Origin of the sequence: Vibrio sp. J2-3(2022) (genome assembly GCF_021725735.1) — a bacterium.
Lineage (GTDB): Bacteria > Pseudomonadota > Gammaproteobacteria > Enterobacterales > Vibrionaceae > Vibrio > Vibrio diabolicus.
In genome coordinates this window covers 37882-52936 of sequence record NZ_JAKKCK010000009.1, presented here as the reverse complement: position 1 = coordinate 52936, position 15055 = coordinate 37882, and the positions used below count along the sequence as shown (strand labels likewise).

15 protein-coding genes are annotated in these 15055 nt (G+C 46.7%); all 15 read left to right on the top strand.

The features are described from left to right. Position 1 precedes the first annotated feature (1 nt). The 15 genes from yidC (at position 2) to atpD (ending at position 15048) form a co-directional block, all read left to right on the top strand. Positions 2 to 1624: a membrane protein insertase YidC gene (yidC, locus tag L3V27_RS21535; RefSeq protein WP_005394100.1), complete on the top strand. Its 1623-nt coding sequence runs from the start codon at positions 2 to 4 to the stop codon at positions 1622 to 1624. 117 nt (positions 1625 to 1741) lie between these two features. Next, positions 1742 to 3103, top strand: coding sequence for a tRNA uridine-5-carboxymethylaminomethyl(34) synthesis GTPase MnmE (gene mnmE / locus L3V27_RS21530; RefSeq protein ID WP_012841264.1), 1362 nt, complete (start codon positions 1742 to 1744; stop codon positions 3101 to 3103). A gap of 100 nt (positions 3104 to 3203) precedes the next feature. Further along, positions 3204 to 3638, top strand: a complete 435-nt coding sequence (mioC, locus tag L3V27_RS21525) for an FMN-binding protein MioC (protein WP_005394096.1) — start codon at positions 3204 to 3206, stop codon at positions 3636 to 3638. A 477-nt stretch (positions 3639 to 4115) separates the two neighbouring features. Then, a complete protein-coding gene (mnmG, locus tag L3V27_RS21520; protein ID WP_005394094.1) occupies positions 4116 to 6011 on the top strand; it encodes a tRNA uridine-5-carboxymethylaminomethyl(34) synthesis enzyme MnmG in 1896 nt (631 codons plus the stop codon). A 1-nt stretch (position 6012) separates the two neighbouring features. After that, positions 6013 to 6648: a 16S rRNA (guanine(527)-N(7))-methyltransferase RsmG gene (gene rsmG / locus L3V27_RS21515; RefSeq protein ID WP_005378902.1), complete on the top strand. Its 636-nt coding sequence runs from the start codon at positions 6013 to 6015 to the stop codon at positions 6646 to 6648. Positions 6649 to 6658: 10 nt separating this feature from the next. Then, positions 6659 to 7432, top strand: a complete 774-nt coding sequence (locus tag L3V27_RS21510) for a ParA family protein (RefSeq protein WP_005383838.1) — start codon at positions 6659 to 6661, stop codon at positions 7430 to 7432. Positions 7433 to 7456: 24 nt separating this feature from the next. Further along, positions 7457 to 8338: a ParB/RepB/Spo0J family partition protein gene (locus tag L3V27_RS21505; protein WP_237312702.1), complete on the top strand. Its 882-nt coding sequence runs from the start codon at positions 7457 to 7459 to the stop codon at positions 8336 to 8338. Between the two features lie 189 nt (positions 8339 to 8527). Next, complete coding sequence (locus L3V27_RS21500) at positions 8528 to 8917, top strand: F0F1 ATP synthase subunit I (RefSeq protein WP_005378921.1); 390 nt, start codon at positions 8528 to 8530, stop codon at positions 8915 to 8917. Positions 8918 to 8925: 8 nt separating this feature from the next. Further along, positions 8926 to 9738: a F0F1 ATP synthase subunit A gene (gene atpB, locus L3V27_RS21495; RefSeq protein WP_005378922.1), complete on the top strand. Its 813-nt coding sequence runs from the start codon at positions 8926 to 8928 to the stop codon at positions 9736 to 9738. A 57-nt stretch (positions 9739 to 9795) separates the two neighbouring features. Further along, positions 9796 to 10050, top strand: coding sequence for a F0F1 ATP synthase subunit C (gene atpE / locus L3V27_RS21490; protein ID WP_002540812.1), 255 nt, complete (start codon positions 9796 to 9798; stop codon positions 10048 to 10050). A 74-nt stretch (positions 10051 to 10124) separates the two neighbouring features. After that, on the top strand, positions 10125 to 10595 hold the full coding sequence (gene atpF / locus L3V27_RS21485; protein ID WP_031780375.1) for a F0F1 ATP synthase subunit B: 471 nt from the start codon (positions 10125 to 10127) through the stop codon (positions 10593 to 10595). Between the two features lie 14 nt (positions 10596 to 10609). Next, positions 10610 to 11143, top strand: coding sequence for a F0F1 ATP synthase subunit delta (gene atpH / locus L3V27_RS21480; protein WP_005394085.1), 534 nt, complete (start codon positions 10610 to 10612; stop codon positions 11141 to 11143). A 13-nt stretch (positions 11144 to 11156) separates the two neighbouring features. Next, on the top strand, positions 11157 to 12698 hold the full coding sequence (atpA, locus tag L3V27_RS21475) for a F0F1 ATP synthase subunit alpha (RefSeq protein WP_005394084.1): 1542 nt from the start codon (positions 11157 to 11159) through the stop codon (positions 12696 to 12698). 44 nt (positions 12699 to 12742) lie between these two features. Beyond that, on the top strand, positions 12743 to 13609 hold the full coding sequence (atpG, locus tag L3V27_RS21470) for a F0F1 ATP synthase subunit gamma (protein ID WP_005394082.1): 867 nt from the start codon (positions 12743 to 12745) through the stop codon (positions 13607 to 13609). Between the two features lie 35 nt (positions 13610 to 13644). Next, positions 13645 to 15048, top strand: coding sequence for a F0F1 ATP synthase subunit beta (gene atpD / locus L3V27_RS21465; protein ID WP_005383849.1), 1404 nt, complete (start codon positions 13645 to 13647; stop codon positions 15046 to 15048). The last annotated feature ends 7 nt before the right edge of the window (positions 15049 to 15055 follow it).

Genomic DNA, 15055 nt, shown 5'->3' with positions numbered 1-15055 from the left:
GATGGATTCTCAACGTAATATCCTGCTCATCGGTTTGGCCCTGGTTTCTTTTTTGCTGTTTCAACAATGGCAAGTTGCAAAGAATCCAGAACCTCAAGCAGTTGAACAGGCTCAATCAAGCAGCACTCTACCTGCACCATCTTTTGCTGATGAACTTGACCCAGTTCCTGGCCAACAGCAAGCTTCTGCAAAAACTATCACAGTAACGACTGATGTTTTAACTCTGTCGATCGACACCGTTGGTGGCGATGTGGTACATGCCAACCTTAACGAATACTCTGCTGAGTTAGATTCATCAGATTCTTTTGTTCTGCTTAAAGACGCTCAAGGTCACCAATTTATCGCTCAAAGCGGTCTAGTGGGTCCTCAAGGTATCGACTTGAGCAGCACAAATCGCCCTCACTACAACGTAAGTGCAGACAGCTTCACTCTAGCTGACGGTCAAGATGAACTTCGTGTTCCGATGACATTCACTGCAAACGGCATCGAATACACCAAAACTTACATCTTTAAACGCGGCAGCTACGCGCTTAATGTTGAATACGATGTAGTGAACAACTCAGGCAATAACGCAACATTTGGTATGTACGCTCACCTACGTCAAAACCTAATGGACGATGGTGGTAGCATCACAATGCCTACTTACCGTGGTGGCGCATACTCAACAGAAGATACGCGTTACAAGAAGTACAGCTTTGATGATATGCAGGATCGCAACCTGTCTCTTAACCTAGCCGATGGCCAAGGTTGGGCAGCAATGATTCAGCACTACTTTGCCGCAGCTTGGATCCCACGTAACGAACCAGGTACTAACCTATACACTCGTGTAATTGGCAACCTAGGCGACATCGGCGTTCGTATGCCGAACAAAACTATCGCAACAGGCGATCAGGCTAAGTTTGAAGCAACACTTTGGGTTGGTCCAAAACTGCAAGATGAAATGGCAGAAGTGGCACCTAACCTAGACCTAGTAGTGGACTACGGCTGGTTATGGTTCATTGCGAAGCCTCTTCATATGTTGCTTTCATTCATCCAGAGCTTTGTTGGTAACTGGGGTGTGGCAATCATCTGTCTGACCTTCATCGTTCGTGGTGCAATGTACCCACTAACAAAAGCGCAATACACGTCTATGGCGAAAATGCGTATGCTACAGCCTAAGCTGCAAGCAATGCGTGAGCGTATCGGTGATGACCGTCAGCGCATGAGCCAAGAAATGATGGAACTGTACAAGAAAGAGAAAGTGAACCCACTCGGTGGCTGTTTACCTCTTATCCTACAGATGCCTATCTTCATCGCACTATACTGGGCGCTAATGGAATCGGTAGAGCTTCGTCACTCACCATTCTTTGGTTGGATTCACGACTTGTCAGCGCAGGACCCTTACTACATCCTGCCGCTATTGATGGGTGCGTCTATGTTCCTAATCCAGAAGATGAGCCCGACAACAGTAACGGATCCAATGCAGCAGAAGATCATGACCTTTATGCCGGTTATGTTTACCTTCTTCTTCTTGTTCTTCCCATCAGGCCTAGTTCTGTACTGGTTGGTGTCGAACATCGTAACGCTTATCCAGCAAACTCTGATCTACAAAGGGTTAGAGAAAAAAGGCTTACACAGCAAGTAACCTTTTAGGAAATGATTGAGAAAGGCGGCCAAAAGGTCGCCTTTTTGTTTTTGGCTGATTACAATTCAGCTAACTAAAGTTATGGCTCAATTTGAGCCCAGCTCAAAAGGCAAAATTATGACTACAGATACGATTGTCGCTCAAGCGACCGCGCCTGGTCGTGGCGGTGTCGGTATTATTCGAGTATCAGGCCCTAAAGCCAACCAAGTGGCGTTAGAAGTCACGGGTAAGACACTAAAGCCCCGCTATGCAGAGTACCTGCCATTTAAGTCAGAAGATGGCACTGTGCTTGATCAGGGCATCGCTCTGTACTTCCCTAACCCGCACTCATTTACAGGTGAAGACGTACTTGAACTGCAAGGCCATGGCGGCCCTGTCGTGATGGATATGCTGATAAAACGCATTCTAGGTATTGATGGTATTCGAGCAGCTCGCCCTGGTGAGTTCTCTGAACGCGCGTTCCTGAACGATAAACTCGACCTCGCTCAAGCAGAAGCAATTGCAGACCTCATTGATGCAAGTTCTGAAGAAGCAGCAAAATCGGCGTTGCAATCCTTACAGGGCGCCTTTTCAGGGCGCATTAATACCTTAGTTGAGTCGCTGATTCATTTGCGTATCTATGTTGAGGCAGCCATCGACTTCCCAGAAGAAGAAATCGACTTTTTGGCCGACGGTAAAGTGGCTGGTGACCTACAAGCCATCATCGACAACCTAGATGCGGTGCGTAAAGAAGCCAACCAAGGCGCGATCATGCGTGAAGGGATGAAAGTCGTGATTGCAGGCCGTCCAAATGCGGGCAAATCAAGCCTACTGAACGCGCTATCAGGCAAAGAGTCTGCAATCGTAACCGACATCGCAGGTACCACGCGTGACGTCCTGCGTGAGCATATCCACATTGATGGAATGCCACTGCACATCATTGATACAGCAGGTCTGCGTGATGCCTCCGACGAAGTCGAGAAAATCGGTATCGAGCGCGCGTGGGATGAAATAGCTCAAGCAGACCGCGTCTTGTTCATGGTGGATGGCACCACAACCGATGCCACCGATCCGAAAGATATCTGGCCAGACTTTGTGGATCGCCTACCCGACAATATCGGCATAACCGTGATCCGAAACAAAGCGGATCAAACGGGTGAAGAAATGGGGATCTGCCACGTCAATAACCCTACCCTCATCCGCTTGTCAGCGAAAACTGGTGCAGGGGTTGAAGCTCTGCGTGAACACCTAAAAGAATGCATGGGCTTCTCAGGCAACAGTGAAGGTGGCTTTATGGCTCGTCGCCGTCACCTCGATGCGTTGGAACGCGCCGCACAGCACCTTCAAATAGGCCAAGAACAGCTTGAAGGCTATATGGCTGGTGAGATACTGGCAGAAGAGCTGCGCATCACCCAACAGCATCTCAACGAGATTACCGGCGAGTTCAGTTCTGACGACTTACTGGGCCGAATCTTCTCTTCATTCTGTATCGGGAAGTAAATAATCGAACGCGCGGTGCTGAGCTTAACTCACACCGCGTTTCTTTTTGTACGGCAAGCCATCCATGAGCTTTAGCCGTCGCATTCAATAAGGAAGAAGTATGATCCACATTATTACAGGCAGCACGCTAGGTGGCGCAGAATACGTAGGGGATCACCTGAGTGATCTACTCAACGAGAATGGATTTGAAACAACGATCCACAATCAGCCATCCCTCGATGAGATCGAAAATCAAGGAACGTGGTTGGTGATCACCTCAACCCATGGGGCTGGTGAGTACCCTGACAATATTCAACCTTTTATCGCGGCATTACAAAATACCCCGCCGAAAATGACCGACGTAAAGTTCGCAGTGATTGCGATTGGTGATTCAAGCTATGATACGTTCTGCGCCGCTGGTCAACACGCTTATGATTTACTAGAGGACATTGGTGCCACACCGCTCGCTGATTGTCTTAAGATTGATGTACTGAGCCATGCAGTACCCGAAGACGCCGCTGAGGCATGGTTAAAAGAGAATATCGAACGCTTTTAAGCTCCCCGCTTTCCCTTCAACAGAGTCGAAATTCGGCTCTGTTTTCCCCAATGTGAATAACTCCCGTCAAATTATTTTGTTTAACTGCTCAAAAACCAATCAAACGAGCTGTGGATAACTACGATAAGATCCAGTGATTTTCCTTTAGTTATCCCAATAACAACTTTGATCAATTTTACCCTCTGTGTATAACTACCACTTTTGATCCCAGGTAATCCTCGATCTGATCCAATCATGATCACAAGATATGATCCAAAGAAGATCCATGATCTTGTTGATCATTTTTAGGTTATCCACAGAAACGGTCGATCCTAATAGTAGATCTAATAAAAGATCATATATATAGATCTTATATATATTTATCTTGAAGCTTAAAACGGATAAAACGAGAAAACGTTTTTCTCTGTGGCATAAAGCAGGTAAAATACTGCTCCTTTATCTGTCCATTAAATCCCTTTGAATACCTGAGGTCAGTTCATGCTTTATCACGAAAACTTTGACGTCATTGTTGTCGGTGGCGGACACGCAGGAACGGAAGCCGCGCTCGCATCTGCACGCACAGGACAAAAAACGCTTCTCCTTACCCATAACATCGATACATTAGGCCAGATGTCTTGTAACCCGGCGATTGGTGGTATTGGTAAAGGTCACTTAGTAAAAGAAGTGGATGCTATGGGCGGTTTGATGGCTGAAGCCATCGACCATGCAGGTATTCAATTCCGTACACTAAATGCCTCCAAAGGTCCTGCAGTTCGGGCGACTCGAGCTCAAGCGGATCGTGCTCTGTACAAAGCGTACGTCCGTAACGCATTAGAAAATGCACCTAACTTAACGCTGTTCCAGCAGTCAGTGGATGATCTGATTGTTGAGCAAGACCGCGCGGTTGGCGTGGTGACTCAAATGGGACTTCGCTTCCATGCGAAAGCCGTCGTACTAACGGTAGGTACGTTCCTTGGTGGTAAGATCCACATTGGCATGGAGAGCTCTTCAGGCGGACGTGCAGGGGATCCACCGTCGATCGCATTAGCGGATCGATTACGTGAGCTGCCATTCCGTGTGGATCGTTTAAAAACGGGTACCCCACCGCGCATTGATGCTCGCACTGTTGATTTTTCAGTGCTTGAAGCTCAGCACGGTGATAACCCTACCCCTGTATTTTCATTCATGGGTAAACGCGAACAACACCCGCGTCAGATCCCATGTTTTATTACGCACACCAATGAGCAAACGCACGACGTGATCCGTAGCAACTTGGATCGCAGTCCGATGTACGCAGGTGTGATTGAAGGCATTGGTCCGCGTTACTGCCCGTCGATTGAAGACAAAGTGATGCGTTTTGCGGATAAAAATAGCCACCAAATCTTCATTGAGCCAGAAGGTTTAACGACGCACGAGCTATACCCTAACGGTATCTCGACTAGCTTGCCATTTGATGTGCAAGTACAAATCGTTCGCTCAATGAAAGGCTTTGAAAATGCGCATATCGTTCGTCCTGGTTATGCGATTGAATACGATTTCTTCGATCCACGTGATTTGAAGCAAACGTACGAAACCAAGTTTATTCATGGTCTGTTCTTTGCTGGTCAGATTAATGGTACGACTGGTTACGAAGAAGCCGCAGCGCAAGGCTTGATGGCGGGTCTAAACGCAAGCTTGTACAGCCAAGACAAAGAAGGCTGGAGCCCACGACGTGACCAAGCTTATATGGGCGTATTGATTGATGATTTATCGACCATGGGTACGAAAGAACCGTACCGCATGTTCACTTCTCGTGCGGAATACCGCTTGTTGCTACGTGAAGATAACGCCGATTTACGTTTAACGGAAAAAGCACGCGAGTTAGGCTTGATTGACGATGTTCGTTGGGCTCGCTTTAACGAGAAAATCAATAACATGGAAACGGAACGTCAGCGTTTGAAATCAACGTGGATGAATCCGAAATCAGAAGGCGTTGATGAGCTGAACAAGCTGCTGAAAACCCCAATGGCACGTGAAGCGAGTGGTGAGGATCTTCTGCGTCGTCCAGAGATCACTTATTCGCAACTGACGCAACTTGAAGCGTTTGCTCCTGCACTTGAAGATCAGCAAGCGGCTGAGCAAGTTGAAATTCAAGTAAAATACGATGGTTACATCAAGCGTCAGCAGGAAGAAATCGAAAAATCATTGCGTCACGAAAATACCAAGCTACCCGCAGATTTGGATTACCGCGATGTAAAAGGTTTATCAAACGAAGTCGTTGCTAAACTGAGTGAGGCCAAACCAGAGAGCATCGGTATTGCATCGCGCATTTCTGGTATTACGCCTGCAGCAATCTCTATTCTTCTTGTTCACTTGAAAAAGCATGGTTTGCTGAAGAAAGGTGAGGAAGAATAAAATGAGCGCATTGCGAACAAAACTGGACTCACTGATCGCGAAAACCGATTTAGAAGTGTCAGAGCAACAAAGAGAGCAATTGGTCGGTTACGTCGAACTGCTCGACAAGTGGAACAAAGCGTACAACTTAACGTCGGTGCGCGATCCGCTTGATATGTTAGTGAAACATATTCTTGATAGCATCGTGGTGAGCGCACACCTGCCCGGTGAGCGCTTTATTGATGTTGGTACTGGTCCGGGCTTACCGGGCATACCTTTGGCAATCATGAACCCTGAGAAGACCTTCTTCTTGCTCGACAGTCTTGGCAAACGCATCCGTTTTATCAAGCAGGTCGTGCACACATTAGGGCTGAAAAACGTGACACCAATTCAAAGTCGCGTCGAAGAATTCCAACCTGAAGAAAAATTTGATGGCGTTTTGAGTCGAGCTTTTGCTTCAATGACAGACATGGTGGAATGGTGCCACCATTTGCCGAAACAAGAGCATGGGGTGTTTCTAGCGCTGAAAGGACAGCACCCTAAAGATGAAATGGATCAGCTTCCTGAATGGTGCAGTGTGACAGAGATCATATCTTTAGCTGTTCCTGAGTTGGAAGGTGATCGTCATCTAGTAATCTTATCGCGCAAGGAAAATTAGCGAGGTAATCGTGGGTAAAATTGTAGCAATCGCCAACCAGAAAGGTGGGGTCGGCAAAACAACAACGTGCATTAACTTAGCGGCTTCGATGGCGGCAACAAAGCGCAAGGTTTTGGTGATCGATCTCGACCCGCAAGGCAATGCTACGATGGCCAGTGGCGTGGATAAATATATGGTCGATGCCACCGCATACGATCTTTTGGTCGAAGATACACCGTTCGATCAAGTCGTATGTACCCAAACCACAGGGAAGTATGATTTGATCGCGGCGAACGGTGACGTAACCGCGGCAGAGATCAAATTGATGGAAGTGTTCGCTCGCGAAGTGCGTTTAAAAAATGCATTGTCGTCAGTTCGCGATAACTATGATTTCATCTTTATTGATTGTCCTCCTTCTCTAAACCTTCTTACAATCAATGCGATGGCGGCAGCTGATTCTGTGCTGGTGCCGATGCAATGTGAATACTTTGCGTTAGAAGGTTTAACTGCTCTTATGGACACAATCAGCAAGTTAGCGGCTGTGGTTAATGAAAACCTCAAAATCGAAGGTTTACTGCGTACTATGTACGACCCGCGCAACCGCCTATCGAATGAAGTGTCCGATCAACTTAAAAAACACTTTGGCAATAAAGTTTACCGTACCGTCATTCCGCGTAATGTACGTTTGGCTGAAGCGCCAAGTCACGGTAAACCAGCGATGTACTACGATAAGTACTCTGCAGGGGCCAAAGCGTATCTTGCTCTAGCGGGCGAAATGCTCCGCCGCGAAGAAATCCCAGTTTAACTCTAACCTAAGGAATTCAATCCCATGTCTAAGCGTGGTCTCGGAAAAGGACTGGATGCGTTATTGTCGACCAGTTCGTTTGCTCGTGAAAAACAGCATATTGCATCGCATAGCCAAGAATTATCGGCAGACGGTGAGTTAACCGACTTAGCGATTGGTCAATTGCAACCGGGCGTATACCAACCGCGTAAAGATATGGCGCCTGAAGCGCTAGAAGAATTAGCGGCTTCGATTCAGTCACAAGGCATTATTCAGCCAATCGTGGTTCGCCAGGTTGAAAGCGGCCAGTTTGAGATCATCGCAGGTGAGCGCCGCTGGCGTGCGGCAAGGCAGGCTGGTTTAAAACGCGTGCCGTGTTTGGTGAAGAAAGTCGAAGATCGCGCGGCGATTGCCATGGCGTTGATTGAGAACATTCAACGTGAAGACTTGAATGTGATTGAAGAAGCACAAGCGCTTGAGCGCTTACAAGACGAATTTACGCTTACGCATCAACAAGTCGCAGAAGTGATTGGTAAGTCGAGAACGACGGTCAGTAACTTGTTACGTTTAAACCAGCTTGAGTCCGATGTGAAAAGCTTGGTTGCGGATAAATTGCTAGAAATGGGTCATGCGCGAGCGCTATTGGCCTTGCAGGGTGAACAGCAGGTAGAGGTTGCTCAACAAGTCGCGAAAAAGCAAATGACTGTTCGCCAAACCGAACAGTTAGTAAAAAAGTGCTTAGCCCCACAAAATGAGCAAAAAGGGCAACAAGAAGATACCGAAGCTGAGCAAATGTCGCATAAATTGAGTCAGCTGCTTGATGCAAAAGTTTCTCTGACCCGTTCTGCAAACGGAAAAGCGAAATTGACGATAAGTCTTGATGAGCCTCACAAATTGGACCAACTAATTGCCAAGCTTGAGGCCTAGATGAGATAATTGATTTAGGTCAATTAATCTAATTAATCGAATTTTGTGCGAAAGTTGTCGTTTTGTAAACAAAACTGTAAGTTTTTGATGCAATCGAATTGCTTTACGTTGAACTGAACGTATAATTTTCGCCAATTTCCCAGCACAGAGAGTTTAGTGCGAAGTGGATATTACTAGAGGTACGAATACATGGTAGCTGCGTTAGCTAGACCAGGACGAGAGCTCGCAAGGCAATTGTTAATGATCCAGTCTGGCGCGGTTATTTTTGTGGCAGCAGGAATGGCGGTAGCCATAAATCCTGACTGGGGATTTTCAGCGCTGATTGGCGGAGGCATTTTTGTTGTTGCCAATGCAGTATTCGCGCTGTGTGCTTTCATGTTTAGTGGGGCTCGCGCTGCCAAGCGCATCGCGGCTTCCTTCTATACGGGTGAAGTACTGAAAATTCTCATCACGGTTGCACTGTTCTATGTTGCCTACATGTATATGCAGGTGGAACTTGTTCCCCTCAAACTAACCTATTTGCTGGTACTAGGTATTAATATCTGTGCACCAGTGCTATTCATTAACAACAAAAAATAGGATGAGTTATGGCTGCGCCAGGTGAAGCGCTAACATCGTCCGGTTACATTGCCCACCACCTTTCTAACCTATCGCTGTATAAGTTGGGTTTAGTAGGGTCGGAGACAAGTTTCTGGAACGTACATATCGATAGCCTGTTTTTTTCTTGGTTTACTGGTTTAATCTTCCTCGGAATTTTTTACAAAGTAGCGAAGAGAACAACAGCGGGTGTACCGGGTAAGCTTCAGTGTGCTGTAGAAATGATCGTTGAATTTGTCGCCGATAACGTCAAAGACACGTTCCATGGACGCAACCCACTGATCGCGCCTTTAGCACTGACTATCTTTTGTTGGGTATTTTTGATGAACGTGATGGACTTAGTTCCTATCGACTTCTTACCGTACCCAGCAGAACATTGGCTAGGTATCCCTTACCTTAAGGTTGTACCGTCTGCTGATGTGAATATCACCATGGCTATGGCTCTAGGCGTTTTTGCATTGATGATTTACTACAGCATCAAAGTGAAAGGTCTAGGTGGATTCGCAAAAGAACTTGCACTACATCCATTCAATCACCCACTTATGATTCCGTTTAACCTACTGATTGAAGTGGTATCGCTATTGGCGAAACCTCTATCACTTGGTATGCGTCTATTCGGTAACATGTTCGCGGGTGAGGTTGTATTCATTCTTTGTGCGGCAATGCTACCATGGTACTTACAATGGATGGGTTCACTACCGTGGGCAATCTTCCATATCTTGGTTATTACGATTCAAGCCTTCGTATTCATGATGTTGACAATTGTTTACCTGTCAATGGCACACGAAGATCCTGATCATTAATTTTTTTAAAGCTTTTTATTTGGGCACTAAGCCAACAACTATAAATTGGAGATAGTAATGGAAACTTTACTGAGCTTTTCTGCAATCGCCGTAGGTATTATCGTCGGTCTTGCTTCTCTTGGTACAGCGATTGGTTTCGCACTGCTAGGTGGTAAATTCCTAGAAGGTGCTGCACGTCAACCAGAAATGGCTCCTATGCTACAAGTTAAGATGTTCATCATCGCGGGTCTACTTGATGCGGTTCCAATGATCGGTATCGTAATCGCGCTACTATTCACTTTCGCAAACCCATTCGTTGGTCAACTAGGTTAATCACCTTTAACTCGGGACGAGCGATTAGCGCTTGTCACTGATTAACACTAAGTCCAAATAGAGGGGTAGCTGTTGTGAACATAAACGCAACTCTGCTAGGTCAAGCAATCTCGTTTGCACTATTTGTGTGGTTCTGCATGAAGTATGTATGGCCACCATTGATGAAAGCGATCGAAGAGCGTCAGAAGAAAATTGCTGATGGCCTTCAAGCAGCAGAACGTGCTGCGAAAGACTTGGATCTAGCACAAGCCAACGCTTCTGATCAATTGAAAGAAGCGAAGCGCACAGCAACTGAGATCATCGAACAAGCGAACAAGCGCAAGTCTCAAATTCTTGATGAAGCTCGCGAGGAAGCTCAGGCAGAACGCCAGAAAATCCTAGCGCAAGCAGAAGCAGAACTTGAAGCTGAACGCAATCGTGCGCGCGATGACCTGCGCAAACAAGTTGCTACTCTGGCTGTAGCTGGTGCTGAGAAAATCCTTGAGCGTTCTATCGATAAAGATGCGCAAAAAGATATTCTCGACAACATTACTGCAAAACTTTAAGTCTGGGGGCGCATATGTCTGATTTGACTACTATCGCACGCCCCTATGCTAAAGCAGCCTTCGACTTTGCTTTAGAGAAAGACCAGTTGGACCAATGGGGCCAAATGTTATCTTTTGCTGCTGAAGTGGCCAAAAACGAACAAATGAACGAACTTCTAACCGGTTCGGTTTCTGCTGATAAAATGGCAGAGATTTTTGTTGCAGTTTGCGGCGAACAAGTTGATACGCACGGTCAAAACCTTTTGAAGGTGATGGCTGAGAATGGTCGTTTAGCGGCCCTTCCTGATGTTTGCACAGAGTTTTACACTCTGAAGAAAGAGCATGAGAAAGAAATCGATGTTGAAGTCATTTCAGCTACAGAACTTTCTGATGAGCAACTTGCAAACATTGGCAGCAAACTTGAAAAGCGTCTTGAACGCAAAGTGAAGCTGAATTGCAGTGTAGATGAGACCCTACTTGGTGGGGTTATTATTCGAGCCGGAGACCTAGTCATCGATGACTCAGCGCGTGGTCGTTTGAACCGCCTGAGCGATGCATTGCAGTCTTAATGGGGATTGGAGCATGCAACTTAATTCCACGGAAATTAGCGATCTAATCAAACAACGTATCGAATCTTTCGAAGTTGTTAGTGAAGCTCGCAACGAGGGTACTATCGTATCGGTAAGCGATGGTATCATCCGCATCCACGGCCTAGCGGACGTGATGCAAGGTGAAATGATTGAATTACCGGGTGGCCGTTATGCACTGGCACTTAACCTTGAGCGTGACTCGGTTGGTGCGGTTGTAATGGGCCCATATGCTGACCTTAAGGAAGGCATGAAAGTTACAGGTACTGGCCGCATTCTTGAAGTGCCAGTTGGTCCAGAACTACTAGGCCGCGTAGTAAACACGCTGGGTGAGCCTATCGATGGTAAAGGTCCAATCGAAGCGAAAATGACTTCGCCTGTAGAAGTGATCGCACCAGGTGTAATCGACCGTAAATCGGTAGACCAACCTGTGCAAACTGGTTATAAGTCAGTTGACTCAATGATCCCAATCGGTCGTGGTCAGCGTGAGCTTATCATCGGTGACCGTCAGATTGGTAAAACAGCACTGGCGATCGACGCGATCATCAACCAGAAAGACTCTGGTATTTTCTCTATCTACGTAGCAATTGGTCAGAAAGCATCGACTATCGCTAACGTAGTTCGCAAACTAGAAGAGCACGGCGCACTACAAAACACTATCGTTGTAGTTGCATCAGCTTCTGAATCTGCAGCGCTGCAATACCTAGCGCCATACGCAGGTTGTGCGATGGGTGAATACTTCCGCGATCGCGGTGAAGACGCACTGATTGTTTACGATGACCTATCTAAGCAAGCGGTAGCTTACCGTCAGATCTCTCTACTACTTAAACGTCCACCAGGCCGTGAGGCATTCCCAGGTGACGTATTCTACTTACACTCGCGTCTACTAGAGCGTGCAGCTCGTGTAAACGAAGAGTACGTAGAACGTTTCACTAACGGTGAAGTGAAAGGTAAGACTGGTTCATTGACTGCTCTTCCTATCATCGAAACTCAAGCAGGTGACGTTTCAGCATTCGTACCGACTAACGTAATCTCGATTACCGATGGTCAGATCTTCCTACAAACTGAGCTATTCAACGCCGGTGTTCGTCCAGCGGTTGACCCAGGTATCTCAGTATCTCGTGTAGGTGGTTCAGCTCAGACGAAAATCATCAAGAAACTATCAGGTGGTATCCGTACAGCACTAGCTGCATACCGCGAACTAGCAGCATTTGCTCAGTTCTCTTCTGACCTTGATGAAGCAACGAAGAAACAGCTAGACCATGGTCAAAAAGTAACAGAACTAATGAAGCAGAAGCAGTACGCTCCAATGTCTGTATTTGACCAAGCTCTAACTATCTTCGCGGCAGAGCGCGGTTACCTTGATGATGTAGAACTTAACAAAGTTCTAGATTTCGAGGCGGCTCTACTATCGTACGCTCGCGGTCAATACGCTGAACTAGCAGCTGAGATCGACAAGTCTGGCGCTTACAACGATGAAATCGAAGCTCAGTTGAAGAAACTGACTGACGACTTCAAAGCAACCCAAACTTGGTAATTAGGTCGGTGGCAGTTTCTGCCACCAACTAACGGAGAGTAACGATGGCCGGCGCAAAAGAGATACGTAATAAAATCGGTAGTGTTAAAAGCACGCAGAAAATTACGAAAGCGATGGAAATGGTAGCAGCTTCAAAAATGCGTCGTTCTCAAGATGCAATGGAAGCTTCTCGTCCATACGCTGAAACAATGCGTAAAGTGATCGGTCATGTGGCTAACGCAAACCTAGAGTACCGTCATCCGTACCTAGAAGAGCGTGAAGCTAAACGTGTTGGTTACATCATCGTTTCGACAGACCGTGGTCTGTGTGGTGGTTTGAACATTAACGTGTTCAAAAAAGCCGTTACAGACATGCAAGCATGGAGAGAGAAAGGTGCTGAGATTGAGCTTGCCGTTGTTGGCTCAAAAGCAACAGCTTTCTTTAAACATGGTGGCGCAAAAGTTGCGGCACAGGTTTCTGGCCTGGGTGATAACCCAAGCTTAGAAGACCTAATCGGTTCTGTTGGCGTAATGCTGAAGAAATACGATGAAGGTGAACTGGACCGTTTATACGTAGTATTCAACAAGTTTGTGAATACTATGGTTCAGCAACCAACGATCGATCAATTGCTACCTTTGCCTAAATCGGACAGCGAAGAGATGCAGCGTGAGCACTCATGGGACTACATCTATGAGCCTGAGCCAAAACCTCTACTGGATACGCTACTAGTGCGTTACGTAGAGTCTCAGGTATACCAAGGTGTGGTTGAGAACCTTGCTTGTGAACAAGCGGCTCGAATGATTGCGATGAAGGCTGCAACGGATAATGCAACCAACTTGATTGACGATTTGGAACTTGTGTACAACAAAGCCCGTCAGGCTGCGATCACACAAGAACTATCGGAAATCGTTGGTGGTGCAGCTGCGGTTTAAGCTTAGGTAAAACGAAATAGTTTAGAGGATTAACGATGGCTACAGGTAAGATCGTACAGATCATCGGTGCGGTAGTCGACGTAGAGTTCCCACAGAGCAATGTACCTAGTGTATATGACGCTCTAAACGTAACGGACTCAAAAGAGCGTCTAGTTCTTGAAGTTCAACAACAGCTAGGCGGTGGCGTAGTTCGTTGTATCGTAATGGGTAGCTCTGATGGTTTACGTCGTGGAGTTGAAGTGGTTAACACTGGCGCTCCAATTTCAGTACCAGTCGGTACTAAAACTCTAGGTCGTATCATGAACGTCCTAGGTGACGCGATTGATGAGCGTGGTGAAGTGGGCGCGGAAGAGGTTTACTCTATCCACCGCAGCGCACCAAGCTACGAAGAACAATCAAACGAGATCGCACTTCTAGAAACGGGCGTTAAAGTAATCGACCTAATTTGTCCATTCGCTAAGGGTGGTAAAATCGGTCTATTCGGTGGTGCAGGTGTAGGTAAGACCGTTAACATGATGGAACTTATCAACAACATCGCACTACAGCACTCAGGTCTATCCGTATTTGCGGGTGTTGGTGAGCGTACTCGTGAAGGTAACGATTTCTACTACGAGATGCAGGAAGCGGGCGTTGTAAACGTTGAGAAGCCTGAAGAATCTAAAGTAGCAATGGTTTACGGTCAGATGAACGAGCCTCCAGGTAACCGTCTACGTGTTGCACTGACTGGTCTAACAATGGCAGAACGTTTCCGTGACGAAGGTCGTGACGTACTACTGTTCATTGATAACATCTACCGTTACACACTTGCAGGTACAGAGGTATCGGCACTGCTAGGTCGTATGCCTTCTGCGGTAGGTTACCAGCCAACTCTTGCAGAAGAGATGGGTGTACTTCAGGAGCGTATCACGTCAACGAAATCAGGTTCTATCACGTCTGTACAGGCGGTATACGTACCTGCGGATGACTTGACTGACCCGTCTCCAGCAACCACGTTCGCGCACTTGGATGCAACGGTTGTACTTAACCGTAACATCGCGGCAATGGGTCTATACCCTGCGATCGACCCACTAGATTCAACATCTCGTATGCTTGATCCACTAGTAGTTGGTCAAGATCACTACGAAGTTGCTCGTGGCGTTCAGCAGACACTTCAGCGCTACAAAGAGCTGAAAGACATCATTGCTATCCTAGGTATGGACGAGCTATCTGAAGAAGATAAGCAAGTTGTATCTCGTGCACGTAAGATTGAGCGTTTCCTAACTCAGCCTTACCACGTAGCAGAAGTATTTACAGGTGACCCTGGTATTTACGTACCTCTAAAAGAGACTCTACGTGGCTTTAAAGGTCTACTAGCTGGTGAATACGACGACATTCCTGAGCAGGCATTCATGTACTGCGGTAGCATCGACGATGCTATTGAGAATGCGAAGAAGCTATAAGGCTAAC

Excerpts from the sequence above, each read along its gene's own strand:
- atpA (WP_005394084.1), top strand. The coding sequence starts at position 11,157 with ATGCAACTTAATTCCACGGAAATTAGCGATCTAATCAAACAACGTATC.
- mioC (WP_005394096.1), top strand. The coding sequence starts at position 3,204 with ATGATCCACATTATTACAGGCAGCACGCTAGGTGGCGCAGAATACGTA.
- yidC (WP_005394100.1), top strand. The coding sequence starts at position 2 with ATGGATTCTCAACGTAATATCCTGCTCATCGGTTTGGCCCTGGTTTCT.
- L3V27_RS21500 (WP_005378921.1), top strand. The coding sequence starts at position 8,528 with ATGGTAGCTGCGTTAGCTAGACCAGGACGAGAGCTCGCAAGGCAATTG.
- mnmE (WP_012841264.1), top strand. The coding sequence starts at position 1,742 with ATGACTACAGATACGATTGTCGCTCAAGCGACCGCGCCTGGTCGTGGC.
- atpE (WP_002540812.1), top strand. The coding sequence starts at position 9,796 with ATGGAAACTTTACTGAGCTTTTCTGCAATCGCCGTAGGTATTATCGTC.
- rsmG (WP_005378902.1), top strand. The coding sequence starts at position 6,013 with ATGAGCGCATTGCGAACAAAACTGGACTCACTGATCGCGAAAACCGAT.
- mnmG (WP_005394094.1), top strand. The coding sequence starts at position 4,116 with ATGCTTTATCACGAAAACTTTGACGTCATTGTTGTCGGTGGCGGACAC.
- atpH (WP_005394085.1), top strand. The coding sequence starts at position 10,610 with ATGTCTGATTTGACTACTATCGCACGCCCCTATGCTAAAGCAGCCTTC.
- atpG (WP_005394082.1), top strand. The coding sequence starts at position 12,743 with ATGGCCGGCGCAAAAGAGATACGTAATAAAATCGGTAGTGTTAAAAGC.
- atpB (WP_005378922.1), top strand. The coding sequence starts at position 8,926 with ATGGCTGCGCCAGGTGAAGCGCTAACATCGTCCGGTTACATTGCCCAC.
- atpD (WP_005383849.1), top strand. The coding sequence starts at position 13,645 with ATGGCTACAGGTAAGATCGTACAGATCATCGGTGCGGTAGTCGACGTA.
- L3V27_RS21505 (WP_237312702.1), top strand. The coding sequence starts at position 7,457 with ATGTCTAAGCGTGGTCTCGGAAAAGGACTGGATGCGTTATTGTCGACC.